Origin of the sequence: Acetobacter sp. DsW_059 (genome assembly GCF_002153695.1) — a bacterium.
Classification (GTDB): Bacteria; Pseudomonadota; Alphaproteobacteria; order Acetobacterales; family Acetobacteraceae; genus Acetobacter; species Acetobacter thailandicus.
In genome coordinates, this window is sequence record NZ_JOPI01000027.1 from 1 (window position 1) to 26,257 (window position 26,257).

Consider the following 26,257-nt stretch of genomic DNA (forward strand, 5'->3'; position numbering starts at 1 on the left):
ATATTAACATTATATTAAATTTCATTATTTATTAAAACTATTTAAAATTAATGTTTTTGTTAATAAATATATAAAAATGTTTTCTTGTAACAACTTAATATATATTTTATTAATAAGTATAAACTTTGACATATAAATAAAAAACATATTAACTTTAATTTCATTAAATGGAATAATGGAAATAATTCTGGTTTTCCTGGCAGTTGTGGTGTGGAAGTTATGTCAAGCTATAATAATGATGATAAAAAAAATCCGGCAGACGGCAGTGATCCGGTTACGATGACTTATGGTGACCAAAGTAAGTTTCTGAATGCGCCGGTTAGTTACGGTATTAAGGTTATTATGCAGTCAGGCAGCACTCTCGGAGATGCATCCGTTAGTAGTGGTGGCATTGTTGTCATGGATAGCGGGTCTGTTCTTTCAGGGGTCAATACAGTTTATGAGGGTGGAAAGCTGTTCATCTGGCCTGATGGTGGCGGGACAGTCTATATGGATGGGAGCAATAACAGCGGGCTGATTATTTCAGGGCTGGCCAGTGGCGGTACTGCTTCGACTGTCATATCGGGCTTTAATGGCCATGGTTCAGGAGATTCAGATCGTATTGAAATTGCCGGCGTGTTGCAGTCAGATATTGTTGCAATGAGCTTTCCGTCTGCTGATCAGATTCAGTTGTCACTTCAGAATGGAACAAGTTTTGTTCTGAATATTACTGGCATTGAAGCTTCCGGTGTTTCTTTAAGTTCAAACTCAGCTAATGGTTATTTGTTGCTTGAGGTCTGCTTTCTTGCGGGTTCTATGATCGCGACACCCGAGGGTGATCGTGCAGTTGAAGAACTCAGGCCCGGTGACATCGTTAATGTTTTTGACCATGAGACCGGTAAAATCTGCACAAGCAAAATTACCTGGGCCGGGCAGAAAGATATGTTTGTCCGTCCCGGTCTGGCAGAAGATCTTGCGGGCTATCCGGTAAGGGTGCTTAAGGATGCTATTGCGCCGGGTGTGCCGTATAAAGATCTGCTGGTGACGGGTGAACACTGCATGTTCTTTGACGGGAATTTTGTACCGGTTCGGATGCTCGTTAATGGCCGTTCAGTATTCTACGACCACTCTCTGACGGGCTATACCTATTATCACATCGAAACTGAGTCTCATTCTGTTATCTGGGCGAATGGTATGCTGACGGAAAGCTATCTGGATACCGGTAACCGTTCATTGTTTGCTCAGTATGGTAACCTTCTGACAATGGAGCGGGGTGACGTCAGAAGCTGGGATGAAGATGCAGCAGCGCCACTGACAACGACGCGTGAGCATGTTGAGCCTATTTTTCGTGCTATTGAGCAACGGGCTGTTCGGGAGGGGATTGGTGTCTCCAGGCCGCTTCAGCATATTACGACAGATGATTCTGCTTTCCATCTTGTTTCAGAATGTGGCGTAACACTTCGCAAAGTGCGCGAGGCTAACGGATACCATGTCTTTATGATCCCGCCGGATATTACAGATGTGCGTATGGTATCGCGTGCCAGTCGTCCAAGTGATGCCATTGGTGCGTTTGTTGATGATCGTCGTTCCCTTGGTGTTCTCGTTGGTGACATTCGTTTGTTTCAGCTTAATGATACGCGTGTTATCGACGAACATTTGCAGAGTGGTGAGCTTAAAGGCTGGGATGCCCGTAAGGAGGTGGATTGCCGGTGGACAACAGGTAACGCCTGCCTTTCTCTGGGTGAGCGTAAAGCAAATTCTGTTGCTATGCTTGCAGTGCAGGTGCTCGCTGCGGGGCCTTATCTGCTGTATGATGCCAACAACGACAATCTTGTTATTTGCTGTGGTGCCTGATGCTGACTTCTCTCTGTCATGTTTTATGCATGGCAGAGAGGTAGTCTGCGGATGTTTTTCATAAAACTGTCATGAAACAGTAAAGGAGGGAAGTAGAAATATTATACATATTTATCAATATGTTATGATGTTTCTCTCTGGTTTTATGAAATTTTGTAATTATTCATGCCAGAGTTGTGTTTGCCTGATATAAACGCGTATGATCCGCCCAAATAGCAGTTGAGCAGGTTATGACGCATAAAACACATATTCTGGTTGTGGAAGATGATCCGGCGCTGTCTCGCCTCGTATCATACAATCTTGATAAGCAGGGTTATGAGGTGCACGTTGTAGCAGACGGTCAGGCAGCACTTGATTATATTGCTGCACGTTTGCCTGATCTGGTTTTACTTGACTGGATGTTACCTGGTGTTTCAGGGATTGAAGTGTGCCGCCGTGTACGCGGTCAGGCTAAAACCCGATCTTTACCAATTATTATGCTGAGCGCACGCGGTGAGGACACAGATAGTGTCTGTGGTCTTGATACGGGTGCTGATGACTATCTTATTAAGCCTTTTGGTATGGAGGCCCTGCTGGCGCGTGTTAAGGCCCTGCTGCGTCGTTTGCCACCGCCAGACAAAACGCTGCGCTTTGAAAATATGGTCATTGACCGGGTCGAGCATAAGGCTGAGCGTAACGGGCGTAAACTGTCTCTCGGACCAACGGAATATCGTCTCCTTGAGTTCCTGATGATGCATCCCGGGCAGGTTTTCTCGCGTGAGGAACTTCTGGAGCACGCGTGGGAACGCAGCTCCTGTGTAGAGCTTCGTACAGTTGATGTGCACATCCGGCGTCTGCGGCGGATTCTCAATGACGATGAGAGTGAACAGGACCTGATCAGAACGGTAAGAGCCCGGGGCTACTCCCTTGATCTTCCGTTTGCCTGAGAATGTGCTTCTGACAAAAGGGTGACAGATGCTTTCTGCTGCTTTGCTGTACGCTGCGGGAGGTGTTGTCACCGGGAGCAGTATCACTGGTATCGTAACGGCCCTTATGTTGCGCTCCCGTCATCGGGCCGGTGCGAAATCTGACCGCTTTTTGCGGCCTATGTCGCAGTCAAGGTTGCTGGCTGTTATTGAGCCGATTGCGGCTGCCCTGCCGGTGGCGATGGTCGTTCTCGATTCTGAACGTCGTATAGTGCATACATCGCCCTATGCTGAGGCAGAGTTCTCAGGCGGGCTGAATGCGATAGAGCGTCATCCCGCTTTCCAGAGCAGCCTCGACAGACTGAAGGAAAAAGACGCTGCCAGAAATGCGGCGCCGGAAGAGGCTCTGATTGTTCAGGACGTACCTGTGCGACGTGTTGTCAGAGCGTTGTTCCAGCGGCATGTTTTTTCGCCTTATTTTCTCGCCGTTGATCAGAACCGAAAAAAGCGCTTTGCACGCGATATTGCTCTGACTTTTGTTGTTCTGCACGACGTAACAAAAATGGAAATGGCAGAGCGTCAGCATGCGGACTTTGTGGCTTATGCCAGTCATGAGCTTCGTACACCGCTTGCTGCATTGCTTGGGTTTATAGAGACCCTTCAGGGGCCTGCTGCAGGCGATCCTGATGCGCAGAAAGAGTTTTTGTCCATTATGGCAGAGCAGGGGCAGCGTATGCAGCGTCTGCTCGATGGGTTGCTTTATCTTTCAAAGGTGCAGATGCTTGAGCATCAGCGTCCTCGGGGGCAGATTGTCCTGGAGGAGTTGTGTCGTAAGCTCGAGCGTGAGGCTTCGGTGCTGTGTCGTCGGCAAAAAACAAAACTGCATGTTGTAGTGTCTGACCTGTCAGTGCAGTCTGTTGCCGGTGATACTGATCAGATGGTGCAGGTGCTGATGAACCTGGTTGAAAATGCGCTGAAATATGCCACACAGGATTCTGATTTGCCGCGAGACCATAAACCTGAAATTACAGTGACCTGCAGGGATGCAGAACCTGGTAAAGGGTGGCCGGGACATCCCGGTGTGGAAATAAGGGTGTCAGATAATGGTCCGGGTATAGCTGCCCGCCATCTCCCGCGTCTGACAGAGAGGTTTTATCGTGTGCCCAGGACATCTGCCGTCGTGCAGGGGAGTGGTCTCGGGCTTGCGATCGTGCAGCATATTATAGCCCGTCATGGCGGGCGCTTCAGGATCGAGAGTGTTGTTGGTCAGGGCACGGATTGCCTGATCTGGTTACCTGCTCATGTGTCATGAAACAGTCATGCAACTTAAGAGCAGATTATGATAGTCTTTGCAGCAGCAGGCTAAAATAAAGAGTGTTATGGCTCTGGTTAAAAGCTGATACTCAGAAGGTAGTAGATAGATGCGTTTTTCATTACGGTCATGTTTTGCAGTGATGGCAGCAGCCGGTCTTGTCGGTAGTTTATGCTCTGGTACGGCGCTGGCCGAGAGCATTACCGGTGCGGGCTCAAGCTTTGCTGCTCCTATCTATCAGGCATGGGGTGATGCCGCTGCCAGCGCAACAGGACTGAGTGTTAATTATCAGAGCGTTGGCTCAAGTGCCGGGCAAAATCAGGTTATGGCTGGTACGGTTGATTTCGGCGCATCTGATGCTCCGCTTGCTCCGGCCAAAATTGCTTCAGCACATTTGTTTCAGTTTCCTACCGTAATGGGTGGCATTGTTCCTGTTATCAATGTGCCTGGCGTTAAAACAGCGACCCTTAAGCTGAGTGGACCGGTGCTTGCCGGTATTTATGCCGGTGAGATTACGGACTGGAATGATCCGAAAATTGCAGCTTTGAATCCAGGTCTGAAGCTGCCTGACATGGCTATTGCTCCTATTCACCGTGCTGATGGTTCAGGAACAACGTTTGTTTTTACGTCTTACCTCGCACGGTCATCTGCCAGCTGGAAAGAAAATCAGGGGGCAGCAACGTCAATCTCATGGCCTGGTGGTCTGGGCGCACGCGGTAATGACGGGGTTGCGGCTACGGTGCATAACACAGAAGGCGCAATCGGGTATGTTGAGTTTGCTTACGCCAGCAGAAATAACCTGACGACCGTATTGCTGCGTAATCATGCCGGTGAAAATGTAGAAGCCAGCCAGAAGAGCTTTGCTCAGGCAGCCTCTTCAGCAGACTGGCAGCATGCTGATCATTTCGCGGTTGATCTGCTCGACACTCCCGGACAAGGTGCCTGGCCGATTGTTTCTGCAACGTATGTTCTGGTGCCGCTTGCTCCGGCTGATGCAGCACGTAGTAAAGCTGTGAAGAAATTTTTCACCTGGGGTTTTGAAAAAGGCGATAGCCTTGCTACCGGGCTGGACTATGTAACTTTGCCACCGGCTGTAAAAACATCTATTTTGTCTTCATGGAAGTAAGTTAAACTTAAGATTGCATAAGACTGTGTGGCTCGCCTGCAAAGGCGAGCCATTTTTATATTAAAGTTACCAAAATTATATATAAATAAAATAAATTTCATTTATAATCGAAAGAAGAGGTGATTTTGTAATTACAATGGTGTCTGATGCGCCGCACAGTATTCTCTTCAGGCTTTTTTTTGTTCTCATGTCTGGCAACAGGTAATGCGTCAGCGGCTCTGGCTGCATCTTCTGATGCTGCTGAGATACAGGAGTTAAGACGTGAGATGGTTGCTATGCGACGTGAGCTGATGGGGCAGATTTCATCGCTCAAAGTGCGCCTGGCAAAAAGTGAAGCACGGACTAATCGTAATAATCAGAAAAAAATAGCGGCACCTGCTGCTCTGCTCCCGGCTGCTGAGTTGTCTGAGCAAAAAGTGCGTCATGTCGTGTCTGGCCCATCTGACCCTGCAATAAAATTTTCTGATAGTGCCTCACAGTATAATATTCTGCGTTTATCTGAAATTGGTACACCGCCTTCTGACCGTGGTGTTGTTGAGTCGTGGAAGCATTTTCACTGGGCTACACAGAAAGATGAAAACGTACGCGTGGGAGGCATGATTATAGGTTTTCCTCGTGGGCGGTTTACTATTGCTTCTGCTGATGCCGCTTATGCTTTTTCAGTGGGGCTTGCCCTGCATGAAGATATTGGTGGTTTTTTTGGTATGTCTCCGCGCCCTGGTGAAACGAAGGGAAATTTTCCTGGACTGACACAAAATTTACGTCGTCTCAGGCTGCCGGTTTCTTTTCGATATAAAAACTGGATAGCGAATGTTACTCCCGACTGGGGATCAAGCAGTTCAGACGGAAAAGTCAGTTTATATGAAGCAAATATCAATTATACAGGTTTTTCTCATACTTATGTAACAGTTGGCTATTTTCAGCCACGCGTAACATTTTATGATTCGCAAAGTTCCAACAATTTTCAGATGCTTGAGCGGCCGGGCATTACTAATATTGTGCGTAACATAGCTGCAGGAGATTCCCGCTTTAGTGCGGGGGCTTTGCACTATGAAAAACGCTGGTGGATAGCAGGATATTTTACGGGGCAGAGTTATGGAACCAGAGGGAACGATTCTACAGTTTCTGACAGCCAGACTGGTGCAACCCTGCGTGTAGCCGGCCGTCCTTATATCTCAAAAAATGTCGATATACATGTTGGAATTTCAGCACTGAGTGCATTTAAAACGACACAAAACTCTGCCGGCCGACGTTACTCTCCGGGAGAGGCGACAGAGGCAGGTCTGACAGGTACAAAGCTTATTTCTGCTACGGTTAGTAATACAGGGCCTGTCTGGGCGGCAGGCCCGGAGCTTGGCCTGCGCTGGCGACGAATGATTATGATAGGGGAGTACTATCATATTGGTGTACAGCGCAGCGAGCGTGGTCTGCCTGTCGTTAATTTTGATGGGTACTATGGTGAAGCAACTTATACTATACTGGGTAAGCCGCGTGCTTATGACATCAGGCAGGGAGCTTTTTCTGCTCCTGGTGTTGAGGCAGATTTTGATCCTCAGCATGGTCAGTGGGGCGCGCTTGAGGTGTCAGGGCGATATAGTGTCGCAGATCTTAATGATTTATCGGCTGGTATAAGAGGGGGAAAGCAAACAGTATGGGCTGGTGGTGTGAATTGGTACCCTAATCGTCACTTCAGGGTTATGCTTGATTATAACCATTTTATTGTGACACGAAATCAGCTGCCTTATAATATATCCGGTCGTAATGGGAATTCTGTTGTGACGCGCCTTCAGGCTGCATTTTAAGCTGGTGGGTGAGTAGCCTCAGGCTGTGTAAAGATAAACTGGCTTTCTGGTCGGGCAAGCCCGATGAGTGTCAGGCCAGCCTGTTGTGCCAGGTGTAGTGCACGCACAGTTGGTGCAGAGATGGCAACCAGTGTTGTAAAGCCGGCAATAATGGCTTTTTGTGCCATTTCATATGAGCAGCGGCTTGTAATAAGGCAAAACCCTTCTGAAAAATCAATATTATTTCTTAAACCATCTCCAATCAGCTTATCCAGTGCGTTGTGTCTGCCAATATCTTCGCGTACGGCAAGGATATCACCATTTACGCTGCATCTGGCGGCACCATGAACCATATGCACAGCTTTGTTTAATATTTGCAGGTGAGGGAGCTCATTGAGTGCTTTAAGCAGAGCAGCCTGCGTTACAGGTGGTTTTTGTGCAACGGAAGGAAGGTTCGTGTGCAGTGTTTCAAGATCCTGCGTGCCGCAAACGCCACAACCGGTGCGTCCTGTCATGTTTCTTTGTGATTGAAGGATTTTTTTAAAATCGCTTCCTTTTATAAGCACGTTAACTGTTATGCCATTTTCTGTTGTATCTATGGTTAGCGAGCGAATATGATCCGGTGAGGAAACAAGGCGTTCTGTTTTTAAAAAACCGTAACTATAATCTTCAATATTTTCAGCTGTTATCATCATTGTTGCATAAGAAATGCTGTTGATAATAAAAGTGACGGGTGTTTCATCTGCCAGTTTTAAAGAGTGCTCTGAAACGCCATGACCTGTAATTTTTTTTGTATCCCATGAAAAAATAAGTGATTTAGAAATCATTTTTTATACTCTGCATAATCTGGCATGCTGTTGCATAATCATCGGGTGTATTGATGTTAAAAAATGGATCATAAGGTGAAGCAGAGAAAGAAATCTCTTTCATGCCGAGGGTATCTGCAAACAGGCGCACGCGGCGTTTATGTTTATTCTCTTTGTCTGAAAGACAGTTTTGTAAATTTTCGACACAGCTTACAGGCCATGAAGCAACCAGGTGATGCCGCCGGCCATCAGATATAGCCACCGCCGGAGCGGGAGCCAGGTCAAAGGTTAATGTGTCAGGAATAAAGGGTGTGTCACCCGGTATTGTCACTAATGTATCAGCGCCTGATTGTCTCGCCCATTTTAGTCCTGCCAGAAGTCCGCTCAGAGGGCCGGTATCTGTTGTATCATCCCGCAGCAAAGGTAACTTCCATGCGGCATATAGCGAGGCCGGGCTGTTAGTGCTGAGTGCTATGGAACTTGTCGGTAAAGAGCGTTGCAACGCTCTGAGAATGACGGAGAGTACTGGTGTGCCCTGTAGGGATAGCAGGGGCTTTTCACAACCGCTCATGCGGGTTCCATGGCCACCCGCCAGAATAACAGCTGCAACAGAAGAGGAGGAGGGCATGGGGTAAAGAGCCTTTCCCGGCCGGAATTACCGGGAGAGACAGAGCAGGTTTTGTACCTGCTCTGTTATACTGACGACTTACTGGCCGAGTACGTTGTGATAGGCAACCATGCATTGTGCATAGGCATTGTTGTACTGGGTCTGAATGCCGCCTTGCTGGTTGTTGGTGTACATGCTTCCACCAAGGCCGCCACCCAGTGCGCCTGCACCAGCACCAATAGCAGCACCTGAGCCGCCGCCAATAGCAGCACCAAGGCCAGCACCCAGTGCGGTTGTGGCAAGGCCACCTAACAGGGCGCGATGGTTCTGGTTTTCAGCCTGCCCGCTTACAGCAGAGTTTGCCTGCGATTTGCAGAAGGACTGCTCCTGAGCAAATTCTGCATAAGACTTATCTTTGCCTGGCAGTACCATCACTGTTGGTCCCATGGGCGTCTGCGCACAGGCGGCCAGCATCAGAACAGGGGCCATGAGGAGAGGGAGTTGTTTCAGCTTCATAGACGACTCTCTGGTTTTGTGACTGCCATCCCTTTGGTATGACAGCTGGTGACTGAACTAATTCTTAGACTATTGCATAAAACCATGCTTATTAGCCATAAGCAAAAAAGAAAACAGTGCAACCTGTTATAAAAAATAACAATTTCTTATATTGTGATTTTTTTTGGTATTTTTTTTTAAAATAATCAAAAAAAATAATATAATTATAAATTATGAAGTTTATATTTTTATTTATGGCTTAATATTTATATTTTTATTTTAATTTTTATAAATTAAAAGAGGTTATTATTAATTTTATATTTTAAATCGTTTTATTTTGTTATATTTTTTTTATCATTTATGGTTTATATCCTGTGTAATTTTGTTTCGTAACATGCTTCGTATATTAAAAACATGAGCCTGACTGCTTAACAACTCATTTGTCTCACAGGTCATAAGCCTAGGCATTACAGGCTATAAAGGGTATAGTCAGCCGCGAAGCACGTCGTGCATTATCTTATCCAGAGCATTCCTTTGATCCTTTTTTTACTGGGGCTTCTGACCCTTTTTCTTCTTATTGCGGTTAGTATTCTGATTTCTCTGTCTGAGATTTCGTTCGCTGCTGCGCGTGAGGTCAGGCTGCGCTCGCGTGCTGAGGCAGGTGATCATCGGGCTCAGGCTTTTCTTGCTTTGCGCCGCAATAGCGGACAGGTCATGACGGTCCTGCAGATATGTCTTAATGGTGTTGGTATTCTGGGGGGGATTGTCAGCTCAGAAATGCTGTCTCCGCCCTTTGGCGCTTTGCTGACATACTGGGGTGTCGGGCCAGGGCTTGCTGAAAAGCTTGGTTCTGCTGCCAGTTTTATTTTTGTTACTGGTGTTTTTGTTCTGTTTGCTGACCTGCTGCCAAAACGTGTGGCAATGAATGCTCCTGATAAAGTTGCTTTGAGCATAGGCTGGTTTCCTAAATTTGCCCTGCGTGTTCTTTATCCGGTTGTCTGGATTTTTTCTAAAATTTCTGATGCGGTTTTGCGTGCTCTTAAAATTCCGGCAGCTTCTGCTGTTGAACCTGTCACACCTGAAGATTTACGCGCTATTTTAGCCGCTGGTACGGCTTCGGGTGTTCTGCTTGAGCAGGAACATCAGATGATTGAAAATGTGCTGGGTTTGCAGGATCGCTCCGTGACATCAGCAATGACCCCGCGCGATGAGATTGTTTTTCTCGATACGCAGGACACTGCCCGTAGTAACCATGAAAAAGTAAGAGCAAAGCCTTATTCGCGATACCCGCTATGTAATGGCGGGCTTGATAAGGTTGTCGGTTCTATCCGTTCGGAGGATGTTCTGGCCTCAGTCGTTGACCCGACAATCCCTCCGGTTCCGGGGGAGACAATACCGGCTGATCCGATCTTCAGAATGCGTCGTGATGTCCTCTCTGTTCCTGAAACCCTGAATTTGTGGGACACGCTTGCGCAGTTTGATACGCATGGTGTCGGTTTTTCTCTGGTCGTGAATGAATATGGTCTGGTTGTCGGGCTTATCACGTTTAAAGATATTATGGGTGCTTTGATGGACGGTCTGGCGAACCCGTTTGACGAGCAGGCCATCGTGCGTCGTGATGAAACCTCGTGGCTGATTGACGGAGCTGCCCCGATTGGTGATGTCATGCGTGAGCTCCATCTGGCAGATCTGCCAGACAGCACACAGTTTGATACGATAGGCGGGTTTGTTATGCACCGTCTGCGGCGCATGGCACGCAAGACGGACAGAGTGGACCAGGCAGGCTATCGTTTTGAAGTTGTCGATGTTGAAGGGTTTCGTATTAACCAGTTGCTTGTGACACGCCTGAGCGAGAAGGCTGCCCGGGCACTTCCGAAGGGCTGAATTTGTCTGCTTTTTTCTCTCGTATTTCACAGGGCGCTCTGTGCGCTGCCCTTTTTTCTGTTTTATCAGTGTCGTCCGCTGCTGCCAGTGAGCAGAGTGCACCGCCTTCCGGAGCGGTTCTTAAGCATGTTGTACTGGTGGCCCGCCATGGTATTCGCAGCCCGACACAAAAAATTGAGACGCTTAACGTAAAAACCGGTCGTTCATGGAGCCCCTGGCCTGTACCTCCGGGGCAGCTGACGGACCATGGCCGGGCAGACCTGCACCTGATGGGTGATTTTATCAGGCATTATTATGCCCCGTTTTCTGGTTTGGGTGGAGCAGAAAAACAGGTATGCCCGCACACATCATCACTTTTTGTCTGGGCTGATGCGGCGGATACCCGTACGCGTCAAACAGGAGATATTCTTGCGCAGAGTATGAGCGGCGGATGTGTTTCCCAGGCACATTCTCTGGCTCCGGGTCAGAAAGATCCGTTGTTTAATGCCCTGGCCAGCGGTCATGCTTATGCTGATCAGCATAATATTTCTGCCATTTTACAGGCAGTTTACCGTCATGATGAGGCTGGTGCTTTACCCCAGGATGTCAGAGAGGCTGAGGAGACGCTGCAAAAGCTCTTTGATCCTGAAGGGTGCGGGCATACGCCAGCTATATGTTTTACAGCTCCTGCACGCCTGACCTGGAAAAAAGGTGCTCCTCACGCTTCTGGTGGTCTGGCACTTTCAGCAACAGTTTCTGAAAATCTGCTGTTAGAATACGCACAGGGTTTGCCTGCAACGGTCAGCCTGCCGGCCTCATCATCTGATGATAGTCAGATTGCTTTGCTCAATATAGTGTTGCCAGCTCATAATTATCAGAGTGAAACTATAAGGCGTATGCCGGCCCTGGCTGCGCGTCGTGGTCAGTTTCTGGTTTCAGCCATTCTTGCTCTGCTCGATAATAAAGTGCCGCCGTCGCCTGCTGAGGCAGTTTTCCCGCAGGATGCAAAAGTTGTTGTTTTTGCGGGGCATGATACCACACTTGATATGCTGTCAGCTCTATTTGGCCTTGACTGGTCATTTAAAGATCAGCCTGACCCAACAGCACCAGACACTGTTCTGGGGTTTGAACTCTGGCAGATGCCAGATGGAAAAAATCAGGTTAAATTCGTTATTTTCCATCAGAGCCTGAAGCAGCTGCGTGAAACTTTACCGGTCGCAGACAGGGCAGATCATGGTCAGCCTCAGGTGCTGCAGAGCAGGCTCTGCCAGGCTGAGACCGTTTGTACACCAGAGGTTCTGGCCCGTCATATCGCGCACGCCGGTTAAGAAGCGTCGTATGCTGTGTCGGCAAGCAGCACGGAGGCATCGCTCTGTGCTATGATGAGGAGCTCCTGCTGCTCAGAAATGGCGGCACTGTCACCAGCATCAAGTGTGGTATCTTCAAGTGTGACAGTCCCGCTGACAACGAGCAGAAAGAGCGAGCGCCCTGGTGTGGTCTGGTAGCGGGCCCCCTCACCGGCGCTGAGAGTGGTGTGCAAAAGGCGCCCGCTGCCCAGTAGGGCTGCTGGTGCACCATCTCTGATCGTTTCTTCTTCTTCGGGGTCGTCATCGGGAAAACCGGAGGCAATAATACGAAACCCTGTTGTGTCAGGATATCCGCTGGTATTCCGGATTTCCTGCATGGGGATGCCGCCTTTACAGTCAGGCAAAAACCAGAACTGCAGGAGCTGTGCTGCTTCTGCACCAGCCTTCCAGCTCAGGCCGGTGCATCCGGTAGCAGTACACAACACCTGTATATCACCCTTGTTGATGGTCTCAGCGTGAAAGTGTTCGCACTGTGTTGTAACTGAGCCTTGCGTAACCCAGGTTACAATATCAACATTTTTCTCGGGGCCCGCCACATACTGTGCCTGAGCAGGCAGGCTGATCTGGTTTACTACCCGTAACCGGCCATTGTGCATATGTGCCGGGTCGTTATACGCTCCGAATGCGAAGTGACAGTGCAGGTGTGCTTCTCCATCTGTGACCTGACCAAGTGTTTCTGCACGCCTGACTTTTAACATGAGGTATGATCCTTTTTACCTAGCTGTGTGAAGACCGGGTGACAGGAAAAGCATTTTCCCATCCACCGCCAAGGGTACGGTAGAGCCGGGTGACTGAGCGTGAAATTTCGGTGGTGGCTTCAACAAAGCGGGCCTGTGAGGCCAGAAGCTGATTTTGCACTGTCAGCACAGACAGAAAGTCTGAAGAACCAGCTTTATACTGTGCCTGAGCTGTTTCAACGGCAATTTCGTTCTGGGCTACTGCTTCGCGTAGCCTGTCCCGTTCAGACTGCGCTGTGGCAAGGTCAGCCATGGCATTATCCACTTCTTCCCATGCTTTCAGCACGGTGCGGTGCAGCATAATAGCAGCTTCTCTTTGCTGTGCTTTACGTAGTCTGTACTGACCCAGCAGGCGTCCACCCTCAAAAATCGGGAAAGTTGCCGTTGGCCCAAACCCATACTGACGTGAAGCCCATGACCCCAGGCCGCTAAATTGCAGAGCCTGTATATCAAGGCTGCCTGACAGCGTGATGCGGGGGAAGAAGTCAGCGACGGCTACGCCAACGCTGGCGGTAGCAACATGCAGGCGTTCTTCTGCCATACGAATGTCAGGGCGTCTTTCTGCCAGCTGAGAGGGGAGGCCCACAGGCAGGTTTGCAGGAACAGGCGGAATTGGCCCGGCTTTGCCAAGACGTTCGTTCAGAGTGCCTGGTTCGCGTGCGACCAGAAAGCTTAGTGCGTTGAGCAGATGCACCTGCAGGCGTTCAAGCGGAGCACGCCGGGCTTCAAATCCACGGAGCTGCCCGGTTGAATCCGCGACATCCAGCCTGGTTGCAGCACCCTGTGCAAACCGCATGTTCGTGAGTTTCACGCTGTTGCGGGCAATATTGATATTATGGTCAAGAATAGCCATCTGCGCCTGTACGCCGCGCAGGTCTATGTAATTTTGTGCCGTTTCCGCCATTAGCGAGACGATCACGTCACGCCGCATATCTTCGCTTGCGTGCAGGGCTGCTGTTGCTGCCTCGACCTGTCGGCGCACATGTCCCCACAGATCGACTTCCCACGAGGCATTCATACCATATTGTGGCAGATTGAATGAGGGGTTGCCAACGCTGCCGGGCAGTGCTGCGGGGCCAAAGCCCTGGGCTCCGCTGGCGATGTCACCAGGAGTGGATTGCTCCATTTTTCCCAGTAGACCAAGAATACCATTGCTACTGGCGCGCTCACGGGCATAAGACGCATTTGCACCGAGATGGGGCATTTGTGCCGCACTCGCAATTTTGCGTTCAGCTTCACTCTGCTGCAGTCGCAGAGACGCAACCTGCAGGTCAAGGTTAGCACTGGCAACCTCCTGCTCCAGTGCTGTCAGGGTAGGGTCGTTAAACTCTTTCCACCATTGCGGGTCAGCAGATGCTGTGACGGGATGGCTGTTTTGCGGAGTAACACTCTGGTGCCATGCGTTCGTCGTTTTAATAGCTGTTTTGTGATAGTCAGGGCCAACTGTGCAGGCGCTTAAAGCTGCCAGACAGACAGAGGTCAGGGCATAACGCAGTGGCAGACGCACACTGCGCTGTGCATGAGAAAAATCAGTGCCAGACATAGCGAGCATCACCGGCATGAGGACCTGAAGGGGTAGAAGCAGTATCAATACTGACTTCGACTGACATACCTACGCGCACTTTGGAGGCGAGGGGCTGGCCATCGTCAAATGTCAGCTTTACCGGAATACGCTGCACAACTTTTGTAAAGTTGCCGGTGGCGTTGTCGGGCTGAATAGGCGCGAAGGCGACGCCGGTTGCCGGGGCAAGGGAGTCAACATGTGCTTTGAGCGGATGGCCAGGGAAGGTATCAACCCATATTGTTGCACTTTGCCCCGTTTGTACGTGAGTAAGCTGTGTTTCCTGAAAATCTGCCAGAACATAGGCTTTATCTGTTGGTACAATAGCAAGAATTGCAGTGCCCGGGTGTACATATGCCCCTACACGTACGCCACGCTCCCCCACAATGCCTGAAACAGGAGCCGGAATGGTGCAGTAAGACAGATTCAGCTCAGCCTGATGCGCGTCTCCCTGCGCCTGAAGCAGCTCCCCCTCAGCCCGTGTGCGGCGTGCTTTTAAAACATCAATCTGGCTGATAGCACTGGTCGTTGCAGCCTGGTCACGCAGCAGGGTGGCTTCAGCTTCTTTTTCATGGGCTTCAGCAGCCTGTTTTTGTTCAGTTGTACCTGCACCACCTGATGAAAGGGTGCGGTACCGTGTCATATTCTGGCGTGTAAACAGCAAAGTCGCTTCATCAGCCTGAACGGCAGCTTTTGCCTGAGCGATGATAGAATCCTGCTGTGTCAGCTCAGCGTTAAGGTTATCAACAGAACCCTGAGCGGCTTTCAGGCGGCCCTGCGCTGCTTCAAGAGCTGCCCGGTAGTCATCATCTTCAATATGAGCGAGTTCCTGGCCGACTTTAACGGCTTCATTGTCTTCTGCCAGAACGCGGTCAATACGCCCTGCGACTTTAGGGGCAACGGCCGTAAAATCGGCAGTGATGTAGGCATCATTTGTATACTGGTCAACGCCATTGCCCGTTACCAGGCGGGCACCGCCCCAGGCGGCGGCAGTGAGCACGATTGCCGCACCACCAGCATAAAGCAGAGGTTTTTTATAAAGCATGTGTCTGTTCCGCAAAAGTTAGTGTGCAGGGGCCGTCGCAGCGGGGGCGCTGGGCGGGTAAATGCGGCGCGGCAGGATGAGATTAAGCGCAGCAAAGAACAGGCAGACCCAGATAAGGATATAGTAAATATCTGCCAGTCCGAGCACGAGTGCCTGCTCGTGGATGAAGGTATGAAAAACCTCCAGTGTATTGTGGGTGACATGCCCTGCATCGGGCGATGTATTTGAAAGCTGCTGACCAATCGGGTTGCCCATACCCTGCAAAGCCAGGCCATTATTCCCGTGATGGTCGAGCAGCATGGCAGAGTGATATTGCTCGCGACGACGTGTCATGACTGAGAAAATGGCAAAAGCCACGGCATTAGCCAGCCCTTTAAGCATGTTCACCATACCCGAAATGTAAGGACCATCTGCCGGCCCCAGGGTTAGTGCTGCCAGCATCAGTGTAGCGATGACAGTCATAGGCTGACCAAAGACCTGCAGGATCTGGATAATGTAGAAATTGTCACGCACCCAGTCAGGTGTCAGCCAGGTACCCAGCCATGATGCTGCGGCTAAGCACAGCATGCCACCTGCCAGAATATAGCGGCAGTCTACTTTGCGACTGTTGCATATGGCGGCAATCAGAGGCAGCATAATCAGCTGTGGCAGAGCCACAACCAGAGAAATCGGGGCAGTCTGAATAGGTCTGTAGCCTCTTATTTCCTCAAGGTATGTCGCCGGTATTTCTGAGAGGAGACTACAAATGGCAAGGATACCGACCAGCGACAGCAGAGCAGACTGAATATTGCGGGATTTCCAGTACTGCACCTTAAAGAAAGGGCTGGGGTGACAGGCTTCGTTAATAACGAAAACAATAAAAGCAGCCATACCCCAGAATGTCAGGTTGATAATCAGCGGGGAACGAAACCAGTCAAGCCGATCACCCTGATACAACACTGTGACCAGCGCGCAGATGGAAGGCAGGCCGGTTAACACACCAAGCCAGTTGAATTTTTTAAAGCGTTCCAGGTGCACCGGGTCACGGGGCAGGCCATAAGCCATCATTGCAACAGCGACGGCAGACATAGGAATAACCTCCCAGTACAGCCAGTGCCAGCCAACATGCTCAAACCAGAATGCCTCAAGAGGCAGACCAAGGTTGGGGCCAAATGTTGCGCTCATGGCATAGCCACCAATGCCGAATACTCTGATCTGAGGTGGCAGGTATTTGAGCATGACCGTCATGAGAATGGGGGGCAGACAACCTGATGCCAGCCCCTGAAAGGCACGCAGCACGCACAGCGAGGTGACATCAGGCATAAACGGGGCCGGGATGCCCAGTAAAGCGGCAATCGCCGTCATGAAGATGGCAAAACGATAAATAGAAAAAGTTGCATAAAACCATGGGGTGAAGGCCATAGAGGCAATATTAAAGGCTTCGTATATAGTGATAAACCATGTGCCCTCGTCGTGGCCTATGTGCATGGCTCCCCTGATATCTGCCAGGCCGATTTGTGTGACGTGTTCGTTAAACCCTACGATATGTACTGCCATCAGTACCCCCAGGCACCCGATAACAGTACGCAGCCCAAAAGGCGGGATGTAGGAGGGCACAGGAGGGGCCGCATGGATAACAGGCGCAGCAGCCTCAGGGGCAGGACTGATATGTGTTGTAGCTGCGTCCATAGTGATTTTCCGGCTTCCGGTGGTCTGAAGAGAGATGGTGGAATAATCACTGGAACTTAAATGAAGAAAACCCTCATTCTGATTATTTCAGGATTCCACTTTCCGGAATGATTATAAATTTTATTTTCGTTAGGTGTAATGATAAGGTGCCGGCATGCGAGGATATGATCTTGATTTGCTGCGCTTCCTTCAGGTTCTGATAGAAGAACAGAGTGTTTCTGTGGCAGCACAGCGTATGAACGTCAGCGAACCGGCTATGAGCCGTCACCTGGCTAAGTTGCGTGTTGTGTTCGGTGATCCCCTTCTGGTGCCCTGCGGACGCCACCTGATTGCCTCCGCCTTTGCTCTGGGTATTTTAAACCGGGTGCAGGAGGTTGTAAGAGCTGCAGATACACTGGTTGAAACCCGTGTGCTTGATAACCTTCACCTTATGTCGCCTAAATTTGTTATTCGGGCGAATGATGTGGTGATTTCTGTCCTGGCGCTGCCTTTACTTGAAGCCCTGCGGCGTGACTGCCCGAACTGCGAGCTGGTTTTTGCCCCTGAATTTGATGATGAGGCCGACCTTGCCTTGCGTAAGGATTCTGTAGATCTCTATATCGGAGCTACAGATATGCTCAAATCAGAGATAAGACGTCAGACACTTTTTCATAATATGATGAAGGCGCTTGTGCGTAAGGATCATCCCATTTTTAAGGAAGGAATTACACCTGAAAGCCTGACACATTATGATCATATCAGTGTGTCGCGCAGAGGGCGTGCCCGCGGCCCGATAGATAAAATATTGCAGGAGCAATATGGCTTAATGCGACGCATTGTTCTTGTTGTGCCAAATTACAAAGCGATGGTTGATAGCATCCGTTATACTGATCTGATTGTAACACTACCCGATATGGTTATTAATCATGTCCCGGTAGCAGAAACGGGACTGGCGACTTTTGATTATCCTTTTGCGCTGCCCTATGTTGATGCGTTTCAGGCGTGGCACCCCCGACGGGATAATGACCCTGTGCATAGCTGGCTGAGAGAGACGGTATATAAAGTAGCAAAAAAGATAGATAATATCGGATAATTTTTATAGTGAATTTATAAATTCATGGGGAATACGGTAAAGGCTGCTTTCCTGGCCGGACTGTATAATATTTCTGAGGTCAAGTTTATCCAGGTTTTTTTCAGATTTATTTTTTTGAAAAATATTGAAAAAATCAATAAGTTTCTCATCGCTGATGCGGTGAGAGTCTCCGTGCCTGAGTCGGATTGCCTGCTGGCTCCATTGCAGAGATCGTGTCAGAGATAATCTCTGCAATGTTCTTTTTTGATCAGCATATTTTAAATGTATCATCCAGAGACTGGTGTCGAGTGTCGCAGGCTGATCGCATGTGTGAAAACCTGGTTGCCAGGATAAAGGTACAGATGACAGTAAGGGCTTACATGACCACGGGCGTATGGCGCCATAAGGGCGCTGGTGCAGGACTGGCTGATGCCACCGGACAGGTGGCATATCCGCCTCCTGTTGTATAACATCAACACCAACGCACTGTACCGTTTTGTAAGGGCAGTTTTGTGCATAATCGCGCAAAGAGAGGTACTGTTGAGGCCGGGCAATCAGAAATTCGTCGCAGTCAGTGAACAGGACAAAGCGATAGTTTTGAAGAAGTTTTTGCTGAAAATTTTCAACGATTTTTGTGCGTTCAATTTCATCCAGTTCATCCCGCTTGAGTGTTATAACACTGCATCCGGGCAGAGGCGGTAAATGATCGCTTCCGTGGTCAAGAATATAGACGTGTCCTGCTCCGACCTGACGGATGTAATGTTGTGCCCACAGGGGCAGCATATCATGCTCATTGTACGCCATTGTAAAAACGGCCAGTGGAGGGTTGCCTGCGGCAGAAGGATTACGGCCCGTCGGCTTTCGAAACCATTTGTGCACCAGAGCTTTGAGATGTTGCAGCATGTTCGGGCCTTTAATGTGTGGGCTGATCTACTCTGTTTTTGCGTGCTACTCTTTGCTCTGGCTGGCCTCATATAAAGGCAGAGCAGGCTAAAAGAGAATAAAGTCAGAGAAACATGAAACAGGCATATTGAAAACTCTCTTTTCTCTCCTCATCTCTGCCTGTGATGCAGAAGGTGAAAGCTTCTGGCCTGCGGGCAGGGGCTTTTGTGCTTGTGATGCATACAGGACGCAAAACGCGGAGATCTATGATTATGACAGATGCAGCCAGCAGCGCAGCAGGAACCGAAACACGGGAATTTAGCGCAGAAGTGGGGCGCCTGCTCGACCTCGTTGTTCACTCACTTTATTCAGAGCGTGAGATTTTTCTGCGCGAACTGGTCGCTAACGCGGCTGATGCCACTGACCGGCGCCGCTTTGAAGCTCTGACAGATGGTGCTCTTTCCCTGCCAGACGGCGCAGGTATTCGTATTAACCCTGAGAAAGATGCCCGCTCGCTGACTATCAGCGATGATGGCACCGGTATGACCCGCGACGAGCTGGTTGCCAACCTTGGCACTATTGCCCGTTCTGGCACACGCGCTTTTGGTGCCCAGTTGTCTAATGCAAAACCAGAAGATCGCCCAAGTCTGATTGGTCAGTTTGGTGTTGGCTTTTATGCAGCCTTTATGGTGGCAGATAAGGTTGATGTTGTGTCACGCCGTGCCGGCTCTGACGAGGCATGGCGCTGGACCTCAGAAGGTAAGGGCGCATATACGCTCTCTCCTGCTACGCGAGATAAGCCCGGCACAGATATTACGCTCCATATTAAAGAGGATGCGGACGAGTTTCTTGATCCATGGCGGTTGCAGAGCATAATTAAAAAATGGTCTGATCACATTTCATGGCCTGTGACCATTATGCGTGAAGGGAAAGAAGAAGCAGCGAACGAAGGAACCGCGCTGTGGCTGAAGCCACGCAGCGAGATTACTGAGGAACAGCTGAACGATTTTTACCGCCATACAACGCATAATTTCGACACACCGTGGGACACCCTGCACTGGCGTGCTGAAGGTACAATTGAATTTTCAGCATTGTTGTTTGTGCCAGGCAGCCGCCCCTTTGAATTTGCAGAACAGACCCGCGAAAGCCGCGTGAAACTGCATGTGCGCCGTATGTTTATTACGGATGAAGCAGAGATTCTTCCGCCCTGGCTGCGCTTCGTGCAGGGTGTGGTTGACACAGAAGACCTGCCTCTCAATGTCTCACGTGAGATGTTGCAGGCAACACCTGTTCTGGTCCGTATTCGTAAAGCAGTCACAGGCAAAGTTATGTCTGAGCTGAAAACCCGCGCGAAAGACAGCGAGTCTTATGCCTCTTTCTGGGAGAACTTCGGTCCGGTTCTGAAAGAAGGCATGTGGGATGACCCGGTGCACCGTAATGAAGTTGCAGCACTGTGTCGTTTCCGTTCCAGTGCTGTTGAGGGGCTGACCTCGTTTGATGACTATATCAGTCGCATGAAGCCTGAGCAGGAAGCAATTTATTATCTGACAGGTGATAGTGCAGCCTCTCTTGAGACCTCACCTCAGATCGAGGGTTTCAAGGCGCGTGGTATTGAGGTTCTGCTGCTTTCTGATGCCGTAGATTCATTCTGGCCTGATCGTTTGTCCTCTTATGAAGGAAAAACGCTGCGTAATGTGGCGCAGGGGCAGAGTGACCTTGAGAAGTTTGGTGCACCAGCTGAGAGTGATGCTGAGAAAGCTGAAATGGAAGCCCTTATTCCGGCTCTCAAGGCATCTCTGGGTGAAGCGGTTTCAGATGTCAGAGCGACGAACCGTCTGGTTGACAGCGCGATGGTGCTGACAGCCCCTGAAGGAGGACCTGACCTGCAGCTGCAAAAACTGATGCAGCGCAGCAATCAGAGTATGCCCGGTGTGACGCCGATTCTTGAGCTGAATCCAACACATCCTGTAGTGCATCATCTGGCAGATATGGCTAAGGCGGGTCAGTCGGTTGATGAGCTGGCACTGATTTTGCTTGATGTTGCAAGCATCCAGAACGGTGAACCTCCTAAAGACGTGAATGCTTTTTCTCGTCGTCTGGTGGGTTATCTTGCTAAAAAAGCAGTCTAAGTTTTTTAATTGTCAGGAAAAATGTTGTAAAAATGCCCGGTCTGTTGTGGCCGGGCATTTTTCGTTACGTCTCAGACTCGAATGGTGACGAAAAAGATGATAGGCACACAGCCCTTCTTTGTGGCGGGTAGCAATATATTTTGAGCTGCCGCTTCTTTTTATGTCATCAGAGCTCTGTTTATGTCCTCAGAACCGATACCGCCCATCAGTAGTGCTATGCCTCCTGTTGAGGCCCCTCATGGCAGATTAGTGGCTATGCTGATTTTGACGGCAGGCACTTTTGTTGTCGGCACAGGTGAGTTTGCCATTATGGGCATGCTGCCGGAATTTGCCGAATCCCTCAGACTTTCTGCGTCATCAGCCGGGTATGCAATCACGGCTTATGCAATAGGGGTTGTCATTGGTGCTCCGCTGATCACCATTCTTGGCGCGCGCCTGTCGCGCAGGGAACTGCTGCTTTTGCTGTTCTTGCTGTTTGCGTTTGGTAACATTCTGTGCGTGTCTCTTTCATCGCCTTCGGCTGTCATGGCTGCACGTTTTGTTACCGGTCTGCCTCATGGTGCTATTTTTGGTATTTCAGCTCTGGTTGCCGCTTCTATGGCAGAGCGTAAAAAGCGCGGTCAGGCCGTAGGGCAGGTATTGTCAGGTATTGCGATTTCAACGCTTATTGGGGCTCCGCTGGCAACATTTACGGCTAATCATGCCAGCTGGCGGGTTTCATATCTGGTAATAGGCCTGCTGGGTTTATGTATATTTGCCGGCGTGTGGTTTTGTATTCCTGCTGACTGGCCAAACCGGAAAAACTCTCCACTGCGTGAAATTGCCGTGATGCGTAATGTGCAGGTTATGCTGACCCTGCTGACAGCGGCGATCGGGTTTGGAGGCATGTTTGGTATTTACACCTATCTGACAACGGTTCTGGTTGAGGTGACACACGTGCCAGAGTGGGAAGTGATGGGCTTTATGGTCGCCTGGGGTGTTGCTATGCTGAGCGGCACAAATTTTGGGGCATGGCTGGCTGACCGCAGTATTAATTTTGCAGCTTTATTGTCTCTTTCCGGTAGTGCCGTGGCTATGGTGATGTTTCCGTTTGTGTTGCATAACCAGTTTGCTTTGCTGGTGGATATGCTGGCCATTGCGGTGTTTGTGAACGGACTGGGACCTGCTTTGCAGACCCGTCTGATGGATTTTGCAGGAGATGCCCAGACACTGGCCGCATCGCTTAACCACTCCGCTTTTAACATCGCGAATGCACTTGGTGCCTCAATGGGCAGTTTCCTGCTGGCCAGGCACTTTGGTTATGGTGCGCTGGGGCAGGGAGGGGCGTTACTCTCTCTCGGTGGTATAGCAGTCTTTCTCTTTGCGCTGCTGCTGCTTAAAAGAAGCGGTCAGTCAGAGGTGCGCACAGATATATAATTTGTGTGTCAGCCCTGTTCTTTTTTTACAGCCTGCCAGTGCTCATCCAGTTCCTCAACCGGCCTGTCCTGCATAGACAGCCCCCGGGCTGAGAGCCTGGCTTCAACGGCTTCAAAACGACGGGTGAACTTATCGCAGGCCTGGCGCAGGCAGGCTTCAGGGTCGAGCTTCAGGCGGCGGGCCAGGCTGGCCAGAGAGAACAGCACATCTCCCAGTTCATCCTGCATACGATCTTTGTCACCGGCTGCCATTTCAACCGAAAATTCATCCATTTCTTCATGAACCTTGGCGACAACACCTGCGACATCCGGCCAGTCAAACCCGACGCGTGCGGCCCGCCCTGCAATTTTTGAGGCGCGCAGTAAAGCAGGCAGAGCCGGCGGCACACCTGCCAGCGCACCGGATGACACGCCCTGCTTCTGGCGTTCCAGCTCTTTGAGACTCTCCCATTGAGCAGGCAGGTCAGTGTCAGCTCTGCGTTTTGTATCGGTTTCCTCAAAAGCTTCCTTTCCCAGTACATCGCGACTGAAGGAAACATGAGGGTGGCGTCTGATCATTTTCTCAGTGACAGAGCGGGCTACTGTGGCCAGCGAGAACAGACCAGCTTCTTCTGCCAGGCGGGACTGATAGACCACCTGAAGCAAAAGGTCTCCCAGTTCATCAGCAAAGGCAGGCCAGTCCTGCCGTTTAACGGCATCGAGTACCTCATAGGCTTCTTCAATAGCATAGGGGGCAATGGTCAGGGGGGTTTGTTCCAGGTCCCATGGGCAGCCGCCCTGCGGGTCACGCAGTCGTGCCATTAACGCTGCCAGACGTGTTATTTCCTGTGCAGCAGTTTGCTCCGCTTCGCTGGCAGAGGCAGGTAAATGTTCTGACGCCATAAAGAGTGCCTTTCCTCTCATGATACTTTGTGCAAGCTCCCGAGGGCTGTAGCCCTTTGCATTGTGCAGATGGCTCTTATTTCCGTTGCCCTCTTCATCTGTGGAGCGTCACACCCTATAATGCCAGGAAGATGCATGACGAATAGTCTGCCGACAAGACAACGATCCTGATGCTGAGCAGAGTATGAGGGTTTTTTTTCGACACACCTCACAGAGACATACGGCATGACGCAGAATCCGGTTATTTTTATTGATGGTGAAGCTGGCACAACAGGCCTTGAGATCAGACAGCGTCTTGTGGACCTGCCTGTGCAGCTGCACACGATAGACCCGGCACATCGTAAAGATCCGGCAGCCCGCAAGGAGGCGATGCTGGCGGCAGAACTGGTTGTGTTGTGTCTGCCTGATGCAGCCTCACGCGAAGCTGCGGAGATGATGGCAGAGGAGGGTGCAGGTGCACCACGTCTGCTTGATGCCAGTTCTGCTTTTCGTACAGCGTCTGACTGGGTTTATGGTCTGCCTGAACTGGCGCCAGGTCAGACACAGAAAATTGCCTCGGCACAGCGTGTCTCAAATCCCGGCTGTTATCCAACCGGAGCGATTGCTCTGCTGCGCCCGCTGATTGATGCTGGTGTGCTGGATGCTCATTATCCTGTCAGTATTAATGCTGTCAGCGGGTATTCAGGCGGTGGCCGGGCCATGATTGAGGCGCATGAGCAGGAGGGCGGCCCGGCTTTTGAACTGTATGGTCTGGGGCTTGAGCATAAGCATGTGCCAGAAATTCACCTTCATGCAGGGCTGAAGCGCCGCCCTGTGTTTGTACCGTCAGTTGGGCATTTTCCACGTGGTATGATTGTGTCAGTGCCGCTGCATCTTGATGACCTTAAAGGCCATGTGACAACTGAAGATCTGCACTCAGCTCTGATGGCTCATTATGCCGGACAGGATAAAATTAAGGTTTTGCCGGCTGAGGGCTCTTTGTCGGCTTCAGCACTGGCGGGCAATGACGGCATGGAGCTGCGTGTGCATGGCAGCACGCATAGCCGGCAGGCTGTGCTGACGGCACGTCTGGATAATCTTGGTAAAGGTGCATCGGGTGCTGCTTTGCAGAATATTGCTTTGATGCTTGGCCTGTAATCGTTTCGAAGGAGAGTGAAGATGACAACACGCGTAGCCCTGGTGACTGGTGGTAGTCGTGGTATTGGCGCAGCCATTGTCGGGCAGCTGGCCAGAGATGGGTATGATGTCGCTTTTTCATATGCCCGCAATGAAAAAGCTGCGCTGGAGACAGTTGAACAGCTGAAATCTACTGGCCGTAAAATTGTTCCTGTCCAGGCTGATGGTGGCTCAGTAGCCGGCAATAAGCACGTTATTGCTGAGACAGTAAAAATCTTTGGTCGTCTTGATGTGCTGGTGTGTAATGCCGGTATTTATCCTTATGGCCCGATTGATGAAATGAGCGTTGAGCAGATTGAGCAGGTGCTTAACCTGAATGTGCGCAGTGTGATGGTTGAAACATCAGAAGCTGTGAAGCACATGACAAAAGGCAGTCGCCTTATTTACATTGGCTCTGCTTTTGGTGCGCGTGCGCCTTTCCCTGGTGTTTCACTTTATGCGGCGACAAAAGCTGCGCTGCGTGGTTTTGCACAGGGTGTTGCCCGTGACCTCGGGCCACGCGGTATTACAGCTAATGTGGTTGAGCCAGGCCCGATTGACACAGATCTGAACCCGGCTACAGGTGAGTCTGCCAGGCTGATTAGCAGTTTTACAGCAACCGGCAGCTATGGCACGGTGCAGGACATTGCTGACATGGTGTCTTACCTGGCCAGCCCTAAAGCCGGTTATATTACGGGTGCAGCCCTGCCAGTGGATGGTGGTTTAGAAGCCTGAGCATATTTGTCAGGGGTGGTCACGCGCCGCCCCTGTTTATTGAGTGTGGTATATACTGAGTTTTTGCTTCATTAAGTTTAAAAATATAAAAACACACTCCTGTGTGCAGCTTCATAATGATCAAAGTGGTAATGATGTATATGCGCCCATAATATAAGTTTCGCGGGTCATAGAAGAATAACCAGATGAGATTTAATAGTCCGTCTTCTGATATTCTTTATAATTATTTCGTAATTTGATGTGAGAAAATATTAATTTTCAAGTCCCGATAAAAAAGGCTCTATTCCTGGTTTTTGTTTGCAGCCTGTAAAGTCGGTTTGATACTAAGAAACTGAATACGTGATAGCCTCGACAATAACATGGCACTAGCCATTCAGGTTTTGGATTTACCCTTATAGTAGTTACTATGATCTACTACTCAAGGTTCTATAAATGCCCGGCCTTAATCTCTTGTAAAGACGCGTAATTTTAAAGCGGAAGGGTTCTTTCTTATTAAGTCTTAAGAGTTGAGGAAGCCGCGGAGCGGGGAAGTATCGGGCTGAAAGAGGGCTCGTGCTGTTGGGTTGGACGAATGCCTGAAGACGATGGATATGTTTGCTGAGAGAGGATGATATTTTCGCGGATGGAATAAAGAAATTACGAACGGCAGACAACACTGAGATACAAAGCTGAAAGTCGCCGGGAGGGCGGAATTTCTGCATGACCCGGTTCTTGTTTTTGCAAAGGCAGAACCAAACATGGCGTCATCAGTCAGTCATTTCATATGATACCAGATAGCCATGAATGAATTTAGGTTAGTATTGGTAATAAATTTTTGGGGAATGTCTTAAAAATACCCAGTTTTCTGCGACAGGAATGGTGGGCGCAGCAGGGATTGAACCTACGACCCCTACCATGTCAAG

The 26,257-nt window shown here is 49.9% G+C and carries 21 protein-coding genes; 12 read left to right on the forward strand and 9 right to left on the reverse strand.

Going from position 1 to position 26,257, the window contains the following annotated elements; translation table 11 throughout:
- The first annotated feature begins 219 nt into the window (after window positions 1-219).
- The 5 genes from HK25_RS06905 (at window position 220) to HK25_RS06925 (ending at window position 6,978) form a co-directional block, all read left to right on the forward strand.
- Window positions 220-1,833, forward strand: a complete 1,614-nt coding sequence (locus HK25_RS06905; protein ID WP_086635757.1) for a Hint domain-containing protein — start codon at window positions 220-222, stop codon at window positions 1,831-1,833.
- 230 nt (window positions 1,834-2,063) lie between these two features.
- Window positions 2,064-2,759 (forward strand): phosphate regulon transcriptional regulator PhoB, encoded by a 696-nt coding sequence (phoB, locus tag HK25_RS06910; protein ID WP_086554262.1) that lies wholly within the window; start codon window positions 2,064-2,066, stop codon window positions 2,757-2,759.
- Window positions 2,760-2,787: 28 nt separating this feature from the next.
- Window positions 2,788-4,050, forward strand: coding sequence for a cell wall metabolism sensor histidine kinase WalK (locus HK25_RS06915; RefSeq protein ID WP_086635758.1), 1,263 nt, complete (start codon window positions 2,788-2,790; stop codon window positions 4,048-4,050).
- Window positions 4,051-4,159: 109 nt separating this feature from the next.
- Window positions 4,160-5,176 carry a phosphate ABC transporter substrate-binding protein PstS gene (gene pstS, locus HK25_RS06920; protein ID WP_086635759.1) on the forward strand — a complete coding sequence of 339 codons (1,017 nt, stop codon included), beginning with the start codon at window positions 4,160-4,162 and terminating at the stop codon, window positions 5,174-5,176.
- Window positions 5,177-5,322: 146 nt separating this feature from the next.
- Window positions 5,323-6,978 carry an OprO/OprP family phosphate-selective porin gene (locus HK25_RS06925; RefSeq protein ID WP_086635760.1) on the forward strand — a complete coding sequence of 552 codons (1,656 nt, stop codon included), beginning with the start codon at window positions 5,323-5,325 and terminating at the stop codon, window positions 6,976-6,978.
- On the opposite strand, the gene fdhD is transcribed toward HK25_RS06925, so the two are convergent.
- From fdhD to HK25_RS06940, 3 genes are all read right to left on the reverse strand, one after another.
- The gene (gene fdhD, locus HK25_RS06930; protein WP_086635761.1) at window positions 6,975-7,784 is read right to left on the reverse strand and encodes a formate dehydrogenase accessory sulfurtransferase FdhD; all 810 of its coding nucleotides are present in this window, start codon (window positions 7,782-7,784) and stop codon (window positions 6,975-6,977) included. The two genes, HK25_RS06925 and fdhD, sit on opposite strands and share 4 nt — an antisense overlap.
- Window positions 7,774-8,391 (reverse strand): molybdenum cofactor guanylyltransferase, encoded by a 618-nt coding sequence (locus HK25_RS06935; protein WP_086635762.1) that lies wholly within the window; start codon window positions 8,389-8,391, stop codon window positions 7,774-7,776. Before HK25_RS06935 ends, fdhD begins: the two co-directional genes overlap by 11 nt.
- 78 nt (window positions 8,392-8,469) lie before the next feature.
- Window positions 8,470-8,886, reverse strand: coding sequence for a glycine zipper family protein (locus HK25_RS06940; RefSeq protein WP_086554256.1), 417 nt, complete (start codon window positions 8,884-8,886; stop codon window positions 8,470-8,472).
- A gap of 513 nt (window positions 8,887-9,399) precedes the next feature.
- Here HK25_RS06940 and HK25_RS06945 point away from each other — a divergent pair.
- Both HK25_RS06945 and HK25_RS06950 read left to right on the forward strand, forming a co-directional pair.
- Window positions 9,400-10,749 carry a hemolysin family protein gene (locus HK25_RS06945; RefSeq protein ID WP_086554319.1) on the forward strand — a complete coding sequence of 450 codons (1,350 nt, stop codon included), beginning with the start codon at window positions 9,400-9,402 and terminating at the stop codon, window positions 10,747-10,749.
- A gap of 2 nt (window positions 10,750-10,751) precedes the next feature.
- Window positions 10,752-12,056 (forward strand): histidine-type phosphatase, encoded by a 1,305-nt coding sequence (locus HK25_RS06950; RefSeq protein ID WP_086635763.1) that lies wholly within the window; start codon window positions 10,752-10,754, stop codon window positions 12,054-12,056.
- On the opposite strand, the gene HK25_RS06955 is transcribed toward HK25_RS06950, so the two are convergent.
- The 4 genes from HK25_RS06955 to HK25_RS06970 are packed head-to-tail and all read right to left on the reverse strand — an operon-like array spanning window position 12,053 to window position 17,106.
- On the reverse strand, window positions 12,053-12,793 hold the full coding sequence (locus tag HK25_RS06955; RefSeq protein WP_086635764.1) for a pirin family protein: 741 nt from the start codon (window positions 12,791-12,793) through the stop codon (window positions 12,053-12,055). The genes HK25_RS06950 and HK25_RS06955 overlap by 4 nt on opposite strands.
- A gap of 19 nt (window positions 12,794-12,812) precedes the next feature.
- A complete protein-coding gene (locus HK25_RS06960; RefSeq protein ID WP_086635765.1) occupies window positions 12,813-14,375 on the reverse strand; it encodes an efflux transporter outer membrane subunit in 1,563 nt (520 codons plus the stop codon).
- On the reverse strand, window positions 14,362-15,438 hold the full coding sequence (locus HK25_RS06965; protein WP_086635766.1) for an HlyD family secretion protein: 1,077 nt from the start codon (window positions 15,436-15,438) through the stop codon (window positions 14,362-14,364). The genes HK25_RS06960 and HK25_RS06965 overlap by 14 nt, the downstream gene beginning before the upstream one ends.
- Window positions 15,439-15,456: 18 nt before the next feature.
- Entirely contained in the window at window positions 15,457-17,106 is a 1,650-nt protein-coding gene (locus HK25_RS06970; protein WP_086635767.1) for an MFS transporter, read from the reverse strand.
- 154 nt (window positions 17,107-17,260) lie between these two features.
- Here HK25_RS06970 and HK25_RS06975 point away from each other — a divergent pair, with 154 nt between their 5' ends.
- Window positions 17,261-18,178 (forward strand): LysR family transcriptional regulator, encoded by a 918-nt coding sequence (locus HK25_RS06975; RefSeq protein ID WP_086554251.1) that lies wholly within the window; start codon window positions 17,261-17,263, stop codon window positions 18,176-18,178.
- A 3-nt stretch (window positions 18,179-18,181) separates the two neighbouring features.
- On the opposite strand, the gene HK25_RS06980 is transcribed toward HK25_RS06975, so the two are convergent.
- On the reverse strand, window positions 18,182-19,060 hold the full coding sequence (locus HK25_RS06980) for a glycosyltransferase family 2 protein (protein ID WP_086635768.1): 879 nt from the start codon (window positions 19,058-19,060) through the stop codon (window positions 18,182-18,184).
- Between the two features lie 251 nt (window positions 19,061-19,311).
- On the opposite strand from HK25_RS06980, the gene htpG reads away from it, so the two are divergent.
- A complete protein-coding gene (gene htpG / locus HK25_RS06985; RefSeq protein WP_086635772.1) occupies window positions 19,312-21,168 on the forward strand; it encodes a molecular chaperone HtpG in 1,857 nt (618 codons plus the stop codon).
- A gap of 180 nt (window positions 21,169-21,348) precedes the next feature.
- The gene (locus HK25_RS06990) at window positions 21,349-22,584 is read left to right on the forward strand and encodes an MFS transporter (RefSeq protein ID WP_086554249.1); all 1,236 of its coding nucleotides are present in this window, start codon (window positions 21,349-21,351) and stop codon (window positions 22,582-22,584) included.
- A gap of 8 nt (window positions 22,585-22,592) precedes the next feature.
- On the opposite strand, the gene mazG is transcribed toward HK25_RS06990, so the two are convergent.
- Window positions 22,593-23,465, reverse strand: a complete 873-nt coding sequence (gene mazG, locus HK25_RS06995; RefSeq protein ID WP_233127735.1) for a nucleoside triphosphate pyrophosphohydrolase — start codon at window positions 23,463-23,465, stop codon at window positions 22,593-22,595.
- Window positions 23,466-23,690: 225 nt separating this feature from the next.
- Here mazG and argC point away from each other — a divergent pair, with 225 nt between their 5' ends.
- Entirely contained in the window at window positions 23,691-24,602 is a 912-nt protein-coding gene (gene argC, locus HK25_RS07000; RefSeq protein ID WP_086635770.1) for an N-acetyl-gamma-glutamyl-phosphate reductase, read from the forward strand.
- A 21-nt stretch (window positions 24,603-24,623) separates the two neighbouring features.
- The gene (locus HK25_RS07005; RefSeq protein ID WP_086635771.1) at window positions 24,624-25,355 is read left to right on the forward strand and encodes an SDR family NAD(P)-dependent oxidoreductase; all 732 of its coding nucleotides are present in this window, start codon (window positions 24,624-24,626) and stop codon (window positions 25,353-25,355) included.
- Window positions 25,356-26,257: the final 902 nt, after the last annotated feature.